Genomic DNA, 9,684 nt, shown 5'->3' with positions numbered 1-9,684 from the left:
AATCAGCGTAGTAGAGCCCACTCAACCACTGCGTCTTGCTCGACAATCCAAAAATAATTGAGAGGCTAGGACTTTTGACCCAACCTCATTCTGTTCCTAGTTTTAGGAATTTTCCATTTTTATAGAGAGAAAAAGGTGTACAATGGAGGTGAAAAGGAAGGTGATTTCTATGGAAGAAAGGGATGTGATTCAAGAGGCAAGAACGACGATCACCCTTCTTCAAACAGCCTTTTCTAAGGGATTCACCCCTAGTTCAGATACCCTTCGATTTCGAGAAAATCTAGATCAGATGTTGAAAGGTTTACGAAAGGCTAGGCGGGTAGACAATCGTCTGTTGATTAAGTTGGAAAAGTTTTATCAGACCGCCAGTCTATTGATTGGTCTGGGCGGGCTAGCATTGAACGAAGAGGCCTTTCAAGCTTGGCGAGCTTATGATCACTGGCATTACGAGGTTGTGAAACCTCAGTTACAGGTCTACGGACCGACGGTGGTGTTGTAGTTGATACTAACCTGGTGCTTGTCCACAGATATTCAGAGGAGGTGTTGGTCATGGTAGTCCTTCATGATTTTCTACATCAGTTAACCCTATCGTTTTGGAATTTTTATTACTCGCTCTTTTTCTTATTTGAAAAATAAGAAGGATTGAATCCCTTTTACATATAGTAGAAGGGATTTTTGATGCAGAATCCTTGAAAATCTGAGGCTCTTGGATTATGATGGAGCTAATAGTAAGAAGCGTTCCTTGTAGGGAATGCAGGAAGCGAGGAAAAAAGATGGCAGAGATTTATTTAGCAGGTGGCTGTTTTTGGGGCTTAGAGGAATATTTTTCACGGATCCCTGGTGTAGAACAGACGACGGTGGGCTATGCCAATGGCCAGGTAGAAACGACCAACTACCAACTGATCAAGGAAACGGATCACGCAGAGACTGTACAAGTCATCTACGATCCAGATAAAATCACCCTACGGGCGATTCTGCTCTACTATTTCCGGGTGATCGATCCCTTGTCCGTTAACAAGCAGGGAAATGATCGAGGCCGCCAATATCGGACCGGTGTCTATTATACAGACGAAGCAGACCGTGAAGTGATTGCCCAAGTGTTTTCGGAAGAAGAGAAGCAACTGGGCCACAAAATCGCGGTTGAGTTGGAACCCTTGCGCCACTATATCTTGGCTGAGGACTACCACCAAGACTACCTCAAGAAGAATCCTGGAGGCTATTGCCATATCGATGTGACAGATGCAGCCCAACCCTTGATTGATCCGTCAGCCTATCAGAAGCCAGATCAAGAAACCCTAAAAGCGAAACTGACAGCAGAGCAGTACCAAGTCACCCAAGAAAGCGCGACGGAACGTCCGTTCCACAATGCCTATGATCAGACCTTTGAAGAGGGGATCTATGTGGATATTACGACGGGGGAGCCACTCTTTTTTGCCAAGGATAAGTTTGCGTCTGGCTGTGGATGGCCAAGTTTCTCCCGTCCCATTGCCAAAGATGTCGTCCACTATTACCAGGATCATAGCCACGGGATGGAGCGGATCGAAGTTCGTTCCCGTTCAGGCAATGCCCATCTCGGACATGTCTTCACCGATGGACCAAAAGATCAAGGAGGGCTTCGCTATTGTATCAATTCGGCCTCTCTGCGCTTTATTCCAAAAGAGGAAATGGAGCGAGAAGGTTATGGATATTTGTTAAAGGCTTTGAAATAAGAGGGTCTTTCTAGTTGATCGAAAAACGGAGTTTATGATGAAAAAAAGAAATTTGTGGCGAATGATTTTTACGCTTTCAGCTATGGTAACTCTGATTGGATTAGGATTTACTGCCTATAATCATTTTGTATTCCATCAACCTTTTATGAATCGGACGACAAAAGGGTTGCTTTCGGCCTTTTTCCTAAGTCTTGTCATGGTTGCAATCAGCTTGTCCAAATCAAACGATAAAAAGTGATGATCGATCATTTATATGAATTAATCAACTGTGCAGGAGCAGGACGATGAAGCGTTTCTAAACAATGGCGCTTCTGTCCTGCTCTCTTTTTTCTCTTCTTAAAAATTGTGATACAATGAAGAGAAAGTATTTCAATGACAGCTCAATCTGTTGGCGGATCATTGGAGAAACTAGGTACGAAGAAGAGGTAGGAATGTTAGAGAAGTGGGAGAGTGTGAAAGGAACCATCAAAACGATGGGAAAAGAACTATCGGCGGCCTTTGACTGGGCTTTTGATCGTCTCTTTTCAAGGATTCAGCTGACCAATGAACAGTTTGTCTATGTGCTCTTGTCTGTTGTTTTCATCGTGGCCAATGCTATCTTGTGGGTGCAAAAGTTCCAAGGCTTTCCGATCACCGCAACCGAACGGCCAGAGGTTGTGTACAAGGCCAAGACACCGGCTGATCAGATTCCTCATACAGCTCGGATCATGGCTAATGGAGATCAGCTCTATCATGATCTGGTCTATATGAGCGCGCAAAAAGAAGATGGGACTTATGATTTTCATGAAAATTATGAGTATGTCAAACCCTGGCTACAAAAGGCGGATCTAGCCTTGGGTGATTTTGAGGGAACCATTAACCCCAATTATTATTTGTCAGGATATCCTCTTTTTAATGCGCCGAGCGAAGTCGTACCAGCCATCAAGGATGCTGGTTATGATGTCATGGATTTGGGACACAACCACATCCTGGATTCAGGTTTAGAAGGGGTCTATTCGACAGCCAAAGCCTTTGAAGATGTAGGCATCACCCCTGTCGGTGTCTACACGCATGAAAAGAGAGGCCAGGCCCCCTTGGTGATCAAGGAAGTGAATGGCATCAAGATTGCTATTCTAGCCTACGCTTATGGGTTTAATGGAATGGAAACGACCCTTACTCCAGAGGAGCAAGCAGATGTCTTGTCTGATCTGGATGAAGAGCGGATGAAGGCGGAGATCCAAAAGGCGGAGCAAGAGGCCGATATCACCATTGTCATGCCCCAAATGGGAATTGAGTACCAATTGGAGCCGACAGAAGAGCAAAAAGAACTCTACCACAAGATGGTTTCTTGGGGAGCTGATATCGTCTTTGGCGGGCATCCCCATGTTGTAGAGCCTGCTGAAGTGGTCAATAAAGATGGTCAAAACAAGCTTATCATCTACTCAATGGGGAATTTTCTGTCCAATCAGCGTCTGGAAACCATGGGGGACGTAGAGACTGCCCAATGGACAGAGCGAGGGGTCTTGATGGATGTGACCATCGAAAAGGTTGGTCGCAAGACACGGATTAAGACGGCTACTGCTCATCCAACCTGGGTCAGTCGGACTCCGAAGGGAACCTATTCTCCTGAAGGCTATGAGTTATACAAGTACCAGACCTATATTTTGGAAGATTTTATCCAGGGTGGCAAATACCGCGACAAGCTGGATGAGGAGACCAAGGAGAGAGTGGACACGGCTTACCGAGAAATGAAGGAACATGTTCACTTGGATTGGCCTCAGAGTGGAAAGGAATAGAGTATGGAAGGAAATGTAAACTGGCTCCCACTTTGGATCCTAGGATTGATGGTGGTGATTTGGGCAACCAAATTTCTTACGGCTATCCGCCTCAAGCAAAAGCTGAAAAAAGCTTGGGATGGAGCGCCTTTCTTTCGTAAGAAAGACACGGAAGAAAGTTTGATAGCCAGTCTGGCTTATCCAGCTAAGGGAAGGACGAACGATAGCCAAGTGGATGATCAGACCTGGCATGATTTGGCTTTGGATGCGGTCTTTGATCAGCTCAATTACACCCAATCGAGCCTTGGGGCAGAAGCTCTCTATCAAAAAATGCGCCTGCTGGAATTCCAGCCTCAGGATCAACTTCATGACTTAGAAGCCTTCTTTGAAGAGCATCCGGATTTGCGGCTCCAGGTTCAGGTCATTTTCAACCAACTGGGCAAGAAGAACCACAACATGGCGCGTAGCATTGTCGCAAAACCTGGCAAGCATTATGCAGGTTTGCCCCTCTATATAGCCTTGGCCTGTCTTCCAATCCTCTGTCTCTTTGCCATCCCCTTTGAGCCAGTTGGGGCGATTACCCTCTTGGTGATCAGTGTGGTCTTTAATATCGTATTTTCAAGTTTGCGCAATTGGTCCAATAAAATCCGTCTGGACAATGTTAGCTATTTGGTTCGCATCTTTGCTTCGGCAGAACGCTTGAGTCATCTAGACTTACCACAACAAGAAGAACTCAAGCAGGCAGTCAAACCCTTTAAGAAAACGCGGATCCTTGCCAGTGTCTTGCAGAGTCCAACGGGGACATCTGAGATGGAAATTATTCTCCTCTACCTCAACGTCCTCTTTTTACTCCCGCAGATCGCTCAGGTTTATATTTACAATCAGGTGAAGGCTCATCAAAAAGAGGCCCAGAAGCTTCTGGATCTGCTAGGGGAGATGGAAGTCGCTATTAGTCTCTTGCGCCATAAGCGGGATCTAGAAGTTGTCTGTCAGCCAGTCTTTACAGAGACGGGTGGGATTGAAGGTGAGACGCTCTATCATCCCTTGCTGTCCAATCCGATTGCAAATGATGTGCATTTTCAAAAAAATATGGTCATCAGTGGGGACAATGCGTCTGGGAAATCAACCTATTTGAAGACCGTCGCTATCAATGCTATTCTGGCTCAAGGGCTGGGCTTTGCCTATGGAGAAAGCTTGGCCCTGCCTTACGGTCATGTACTAACGGCTATGGATGTGAGCGATGATATTGAAGTTGGAGATAGCTACTTTATCACTGAAAGTAAAGCTATTTTGCGTATGATTCAGCACCTCAAAGAGCCTGGTTTTCACTACTTCTTTATTGACGAGCTCTTTAAGGGGACCAATACCATCGAGCGGATCGGATCAGGCCTTGGAATTGTCCGCTGGTTGGCTGCCCAAAACTGTCTCTACATGATTTCCAGCCATGATATTGAGCTGGTCGCAGCCTCCGGTGAAGTCAATGATAATTACCATTTTGATAGCCGCTATGTGGATGGCAAGATCGTCTTTGACTACCAGATCAAGCCAGGATCAGCCGTAACCAAAAATGCGGTCAATACTCTAGAAAGCCTGCACTATCCAGAGGAGATTACGCAAACAGCCAAGGACTTAATTGACCAGTATGAAGAGACGGGACATTGGTCTTTGAAAGAAATTGAAAAAGAATGAAAAATGCACGAAGGAGTTTGTAAATGATCGGTTTGGGGACCTTCTATAATGCCTTAGGGGTCGTATTTGGTGGGCTTTTAGGACTGCTCATCGGACAACGTTTGTCAGAAGATTTTCATGAGACCCTTCTGAAAGTGACAGGAGTTGCTGTTTTTGTCTTAGGCATCGCAGGGACCTTGGAAAAGATGCTGGTGGTGCATGGAAGTCATGTGGAAAGTCACGGCAGTATGATGTTGATACTGAGTCTAGTGATCGGGACCGTTATCGGGGAACTCTTGAAGATTGAGGAGGGCTTTGAGCGCCTGGGAAACTGGCTGAAGAAAAAGACGGGCAACCAAGGTGATACCAGCTTTGTTGATGCCTTTATGACCACGGCCTTGACCATTTGTATCGGGGCTATGGCGGTAGTCGGAGCTGTCCAGGATGGCTTGACAGGGGACACTTCGACCTTGTTGGCCAAGGCTATTCTGGATATGGTCATTGTTCTGGTCTTGACTGTTTCGAAAGGAAAGGGTGCCATCTTTGCGGTGGTCCCACTCGTGATCTTTCAGGGTACGATTACGCTGTTGGCCCATTTGATCGCACCGATCATGACCCCACAAGCGCTGTCGAATCTCTCACTGGTCGGCTCCAGCCTCATTCTCTGTGTTGGGATCAACCTCATCTGGGGCAAACGAATCAAGGTCGCCAATCTCCTTCCGGCAGTGCTGATTGCCATTATTTGGGCCTTTCTATGGATTTATTGATAAAACAAAAGTGTTATTTGAATTTGTTGAATTTAGCAAGGTATAAATTTCTATGAAATGAAACCTACAAAACTTGTACGGATATTGTAGGGTAAGAAAAGAAATCTTCCTCTATACTAAAATAAACTGAAGGAAAGGGGGAATCGAAATGAATATTATCAAGTCGTTTAACGATACGATTAATTATCTTGAAACAGTTCTTGATGATGAAATTGATGAAAAGAAAGTAACTCAGTTATCCGGATATTCGTATTCAATGTTCAGTCGCTTGTTTTCTATTCTGACTGAAACAACGCTTTCAGAATATTTAAGAAGCAGAAGATTGACGGAAGCAGCCGTTATATTAAGAAATACGGATGAAAAAATTATTGACGTTGCTTTCAAATTTGGATATGAGTCATCAGATTCATTTGGAACAGCTTTTAAATATTTTCATGGATTTACTCCTTCTGAGGTAAGAAATGGAAAACCATTCAAATTAGTATCACGAGTGCAATTAGCACTAAGTGTAAGAGGAGGAAGAAGCATGAACATTACAATTCAAAAGAAACAAGCATTTACAGTTGCTGGGGTAAATGAACAAAGCATCAATTCATCATTATGTCCGAGTGTATGGAATAAGCTATATGAAAAATATAGGCACGATGAACTTGCAAGTTTAGGAAGCGGTCAAAGTATGGGCGTTTGCCATGATGTGGAAAATCCAAGCACAATAAATTATATGGCTGGTTATATCGTTAATGATGTAGACAAAGCCACAAGTATGGGCTTAGATGTTTTGGAAGTGGAAGAAGCAGAGTATGCAGTTGTAGAATTAGTAGGAAGTGTTCCGGAGTGCATTCATAACGGGTGGAAATATGCAATGGAAGTATTCTTCCCTGAGCATGGCTATATTCATTCAGGAAAATCTGACTTTGAATATTACTATGAAGGTGATATGCACAGCAAAGACTACAGAATGGAACTTTGGATTCCGATAACTAAAGCTTAAAAACCAGCTTGTCGAGCTAAATAAAACTGAATATTGAAGATATAAGGCGATTAAGAAATAGAAATCTTAGTCGCTTTTTCTTATGATAAATTTTAAAATATAGTGCAACAAAAAAATTCAAATCATCACTTGACAAGTGAGTATTCACTCACTATAATAGATTTATCTTTAAAAAGTGAGTGAACGCTCACCTAGGAGGAAGTAAATGGAAACATTGCTACATTTACAAGATTTACAAAAATCTTTTGGTCAACAACTTGTGTTAAACCACGTTGGTTTTGAATTATAGTCTGGGGAAATCATTGGTCTAATCGGTCCTTCTGGTGCTGGTAAATCAACCATGATTAAAACCATGTTAGGGATGGAAAAGGCAGATAGCGGTAACGCTTTAGTCTTAGACCAGACCATGCCCAATCGTCATATTCTGGGAGATATAGGCTATATGGCCCAGTCAGATGCTTTATATGAAGCTTTGTCAGGACAAGAAAATTTGGAATTTTTCGGTCAGCTAAAAGGACTTTCCAAAAAAGACTTAACAACAGAAATTGCCCATGTGTCTCAGGTGGTAGATCTAACAGATCACTTAAATAAGGCTGTGTCTGGTTATTCCGGAGGGATGAAACGACGTTTGTCGCTGGCGATTGCACTTTTAGGAAATCCGCAACTTTTGATTTTGGACGAACCGACAGTTGGAATCGACCCCTCTCTTAGGAAGAAAATCTGGAAGGAATTAATCACGCTTAGAGACAATGGTGTAGGAATTCTGGTAACAACCCATGTCATGGATGAAGCAGAGCTGACAGATAAGGTCGGACTACTATTAGGTGGAAAAATCATTGCCTTTGATACACCATCCAAGCTAAAAGAATCTTATGGTGTTTCAAGTATTGAAGAAGTCTTTTTGAAAGCAGAAGGAGAATGAAATGAGAACAATTGCCATTGCAAAAAAAGTCGTCAAAGAATTGCTTCGTGACAAACGGACACTGGCCCTAATGTTTGTAGCACCAGTCTTTATCATGTGGTTGATGAACCTCATGTTTTCAGCAAGTACAACTGTAAATGTCAAGTTAGCGACACAAGATGTGCCAAGTAGTTTGGTAAGTAAGATGGACGACTTAGAACATGTCAGTGTCAAAACCTACAAAGACTTGGATCAAGCTAAAGAGGCTTTAAACGATGAAAAAGTAGATGCAGTTATCTCTTATAAGGATGGGGAATATCATGTAGCCTATGCCAATACAGATGCCTCTAAAACTTCGGTGACCCGACAAATATTACGCACCAGTATTGCCAGTGAAGGCACCAATCAATTATTAGCACGTGTGAAGCAATCCCTTCCACAATTACAACTAAAGGTAAAATCTCCTGAAATTAAGGAATCTTATGAATATGGTAACGAGGACACCGGCTTCTTTGCTAAAATGATTCCTGTTTTGCTTGGGTTCGTCGTTTTCTTCTTTGTCTTTTTGATTTCAGGGATGGCACTCTTGAAAGAACGTACTAGCGGAACCCTAGATCGTTTGTTGGCAACCCCAGTCAAACGTTCGGAAATTGTTTACGGCTATATGTTGTCTTACGGCCTTATTGCCATACTGCAGACAGGAGTAGTCGTTCTAGCAGCCATCTGGTTGTTGAACATTGAAGTTGTCGGAAGCCTGTTAAATGTTATAATAGTTAATGTGGTACTGGCTCTGGTGGCACTAGCCTTCGGAATTCTCTTGTCTACCTTGGCAAAATCAGAATTTCAGATGATGCAATTTATTCCTCTTGTGATTATGCCGCAACTCTTTTTCTCAGGAATCATTCCACTTGATTCAATGGGAGACTGGGCAAAAACTCTAGGGAAATTCTTGCCTTTGACCTACTCAGGTGATGCGATGAGTCAGATTATTCTTTACGGACGTGGACTTGGAGATATTTTACCAAATATTGGTGTTCTACTAGTCTTCCTTGTCGCTTTGACAGTTCTCAATATTGTCGGCTTGCGTCGTTACCGTAAAGTATAAAATATAAATATACGAGGATGAAAATGAGTGAGAGTGTTTTTGAGTCGTTTGAAGCTTATCTAAAGGGTGCAGACTATCCCAAGGGAAAGAAAAAAATCATGCAGGCGGCGGTCGATTTGATTTCTACTAAGAGTTACAATGGAACCTCCACCTTACAAATTGCCAAACATGCGGGACTTAGCCAAGCAACGCTCTTCAAGTATTTCAAGACCAAAGAAGATTTATTAACGGCTATTTTGCACCCTGTTGTTCCAGGACTTTTCGGTCGTTTTTTTGAAGAACTTTTAGCCTTAGAAACGACTGAAGAAAAGGTGCATTATCTGGTCCAAAATCGTATGGCCTATCTCAAAACGAATCGCGCTTTGATGAAAATTATTCTTCAGGAAATTTTTTCAAATAAGAAACTGAGAAAAGAACAACTTTATATTTGGAATACTCTTCAGGATAAATTATTAGTACTCCATAAGGAATTGATAGCAGATTCACGAGTGAATCCTGAAATCACGGTTCCTCAAATGGTTCGTATTTGTATAGGTCCCTTATTGGCCTACTTTGCCCAACTCTATATCGTTAGCGACAATGGTGACATAAGAGAAGAAGACTTAAATTTGTTGGAAAAACAGATTTTAGGTGGTTTGTGGAAATAAAACCTGACTGCAATCATATTTCTTAAAGTAGCATACAAAAAGACATGTTTCTATCTAAAGCAGATTCATGTCCTTTCTTTTCAGTTATGTACATTGTTTAATTGGTTTTTCTTTGTGATTCTTGGGAAGTAATTCCTATGAA

At 42.6% G+C, this 9,684-nt stretch carries 8 protein-coding genes and 1 pseudogene; all 9 read left to right on the top strand.

From position 1 onward, the window contains the following. Positions 1-142: 142 nt before the first annotated feature. The 9 genes and pseudogenes from NFR56_RS08800 to NFR56_RS08755 all read left to right on the top strand — a co-directional run bounded on the left by NFR56_RS08800 (position 143) and on the right by NFR56_RS08755 (position 9,542). The gene (locus tag NFR56_RS08800) at positions 143-499 is read left to right on the top strand and encodes a helicase BlpT (RefSeq protein ID WP_070595509.1); all 357 of its coding nucleotides are present in this window, start codon (positions 143-145) and stop codon (positions 497-499) included. A 274-nt stretch (positions 500-773) separates the two neighbouring features. Further along, a complete protein-coding gene (gene msrB, locus NFR56_RS08795; protein WP_251458609.1) occupies positions 774-1,709 on the top strand; it encodes a peptide-methionine (R)-S-oxide reductase MsrB in 936 nt (311 codons plus the stop codon). 431 nt (positions 1,710-2,140) lie between these two features. Then, positions 2,141-3,484, top strand: a complete 1,344-nt coding sequence (locus NFR56_RS08785; protein ID WP_420910734.1) for a CapA family protein — start codon at positions 2,141-2,143, stop codon at positions 3,482-3,484. Positions 3,485-3,487: 3 nt separating this feature from the next. After that, positions 3,488-5,152 (top strand): MutS-related protein, encoded by a 1,665-nt coding sequence (locus NFR56_RS08780; RefSeq protein ID WP_195424625.1) that lies wholly within the window; start codon positions 3,488-3,490, stop codon positions 5,150-5,152. A 23-nt stretch (positions 5,153-5,175) separates the two neighbouring features. After that, complete coding sequence (locus tag NFR56_RS08775) at positions 5,176-5,898, top strand: DUF554 domain-containing protein (RefSeq protein ID WP_251458606.1); 723 nt, start codon at positions 5,176-5,178, stop codon at positions 5,896-5,898. 148 nt (positions 5,899-6,046) lie between these two features. Continuing rightward, the gene (locus NFR56_RS08770) at positions 6,047-6,889 is read left to right on the top strand and encodes an AraC family transcriptional regulator (RefSeq protein ID WP_251458603.1); all 843 of its coding nucleotides are present in this window, start codon (positions 6,047-6,049) and stop codon (positions 6,887-6,889) included. A 205-nt stretch (positions 6,890-7,094) separates the two neighbouring features. Further along, positions 7,095-7,811 (top strand): annotated as a pseudogene (locus NFR56_RS08765) (ABC transporter ATP-binding protein). 1 nt (position 7,812) lies between these two features. Then, a complete protein-coding gene (locus NFR56_RS08760; RefSeq protein ID WP_080612008.1) occupies positions 7,813-8,895 on the top strand; it encodes an ABC transporter permease in 1,083 nt (360 codons plus the stop codon). 23 nt (positions 8,896-8,918) lie between these two features. Next, complete coding sequence (locus NFR56_RS08755; RefSeq protein WP_049483780.1) at positions 8,919-9,542, top strand: TetR/AcrR family transcriptional regulator; 624 nt, start codon at positions 8,919-8,921, stop codon at positions 9,540-9,542. The last annotated feature ends 142 nt before the right edge of the window (positions 9,543-9,684 follow it).

The sequence above is a fragment of the Streptococcus caecimuris genome (assembly GCF_943193075.1).
GTDB lineage: Bacteria > Bacillota > Bacilli > Lactobacillales > Streptococcaceae > Streptococcus > Streptococcus caecimuris.
Note: the sequence above shows the minus strand (reverse complement) of the source record. Positions and strands in the feature narration are given on the sequence as shown.

Coding starts and splice junctions, on each gene's coding strand:
- NFR56_RS08785 (WP_420910734.1), top strand. CDS start 2,141: ATGTTAGAGAAGTGGGAGAGTGTGAAAGGAACCATCAAAACGATGGGA.
- msrB (WP_251458609.1), top strand. CDS start 774: ATGGCAGAGATTTATTTAGCAGGTGGCTGTTTTTGGGGCTTAGAGGAA.
- NFR56_RS08800 (WP_070595509.1), top strand. CDS start 143: ATGGAGGTGAAAAGGAAGGTGATTTCTATGGAAGAAAGGGATGTGATT.
- NFR56_RS08780 (WP_195424625.1), top strand. CDS start 3,488: ATGGAAGGAAATGTAAACTGGCTCCCACTTTGGATCCTAGGATTGATG.
- NFR56_RS08755 (WP_049483780.1), top strand. CDS start 8,919: ATGAGTGAGAGTGTTTTTGAGTCGTTTGAAGCTTATCTAAAGGGTGCA.
- NFR56_RS08760 (WP_080612008.1), top strand. CDS start 7,813: ATGAGAACAATTGCCATTGCAAAAAAAGTCGTCAAAGAATTGCTTCGT.
- NFR56_RS08770 (WP_251458603.1), top strand. CDS start 6,047: ATGAATATTATCAAGTCGTTTAACGATACGATTAATTATCTTGAAACA.
- NFR56_RS08775 (WP_251458606.1), top strand. CDS start 5,176: ATGATCGGTTTGGGGACCTTCTATAATGCCTTAGGGGTCGTATTTGGT.